Source organism: Methylobacterium sp. B1 (assembly GCF_000333255.1).
In the GTDB taxonomy this organism is placed as follows: domain Bacteria; phylum Pseudomonadota; class Alphaproteobacteria; order Rhizobiales; family Beijerinckiaceae; genus Methylobacterium; species Methylobacterium fujisawaense.
The window spans coordinates 1-1,251 of record NZ_BACT01000121.1 but is presented as its reverse complement, the minus strand read 5'-3'; the positions used below and the strand labels follow the sequence as shown (position 1 = coordinate 1,251).

General features: G+C 75.1%; 2 protein-coding genes. Both read left to right on the top strand.

The annotated features are described in order from the left end of the window. Positions 1-1,070, top strand: a 1,070-nt coding sequence (locus I53_RS03655) for a phosphopentomutase (protein WP_043346786.1), incomplete at its 5' end; no start/stop codon positions are given. 12 nt (positions 1,071-1,082) lie between these two features. After that, the coding region (locus tag I53_RS30820; protein WP_083935956.1) for a DUF1192 domain-containing protein at positions 1,083-1,251 on the top strand (169 nt) is incomplete at its 3' end.

The following is a 1,251-nucleotide window of genomic DNA, read 5'->3' as shown; positions in this document are numbered from 1 at the left end:
CGCTGCGTCTGCCCCATCTCGCCGGACTCGGGCTCGGACTGGCGGCCGGTGGCGCCTCGGGCCGCATCCCGCCGAACCTCGCGCCGGCCGGGCCGCCGTGGGGCGCCTACGGCCACGCGGTGGAGAAGGCCGCCGGCAAGGACACGCCCTCCGGTCACTGGGAGATCGCCGGGCTGCCCCTGACCGAGCCCTGGGGGCATTTCCCCGACACCCGGCCGGCCTTCCCGCCGGAGCTGACCCGCGCGCTGATCACGGAAGGCGGCATCCCGGGCATCCTGGGCGATTGCCACGCGCCGGGCGTCGCGATCATCGACGCGCTGGGCGCCGCGCATGTCCGGACCGGCCAGCCGATCTGCTACACCTCGGCCGACAGCGTGTTCCAGATCGCCGCCCACGAGGAGGCGTTCGGGCTGGAGCGGCTCTACGACCTGTGCCGCGTGGCGCGCCGGCTGTGCGACCCCTACCGCGTCTGCCGGGTGATCGCCCGGCCCTTCGTGGGCTCGGCGGAGGCGGGCTTCCGCCGGACCGGCAACCGCAAGGATTTCGCGGTCGCGCCGCCCGGGCGCACCCTGCTCGACCGGGCCGAATCGGCCGGCCGCGCGGTGGTGAGCGTCGGCAAGATCGGCGACATCTTCGCCCACCGCGCCACCGGCCGCGAGATCAAGCCGGGCCCGAATGCGGCCTGCGTGACGGCGGGACTCGCCGCGCTGGCGACCCTGCCGGCGGGCGGCCTGATCTTCGTCAACCTGGTGGATTTCGACACGGAGCACGGCCACCGCCGCGACGTACCGGGCTATGCCGCGGAGCTGGAGGCGTTCGACGCCCGGATCCCCGAGATCCTGGCGGCGCTGGCGCCGGGCGACCTCGCCGTGATCACCGCCGACCACGGCAACGATCCGACCTGGACCGGGACCGACCACACCCGCGAGCAGGTCCCGGTCCTGGCCTTCGGCCCCGGCGTGGCCGCCCGGTCGATCGGCCGGCGGGAGACCTTCGCGGATATCGGCGCCACCGTAGCGGCCCATCTCGGGCTGGCCTGGGACGGGGCCGGAACTTCGTTCCTGGATTAGGGAGGACACGACGTGCGGGACGACGACGACCGGCCGCGCAAGGCCGTTGCCCACGAGATCGGGCAGCCCCTCGACACGCTCTCCCTCGGGGATCTCGACGCGCGCGTCGCGCTCCTGCGCGCCGAGATCGCCCGGCTCGAGGCGGCGCGGGCCGCCAAGCAGGCGGCGCAAGGCGCGGCCG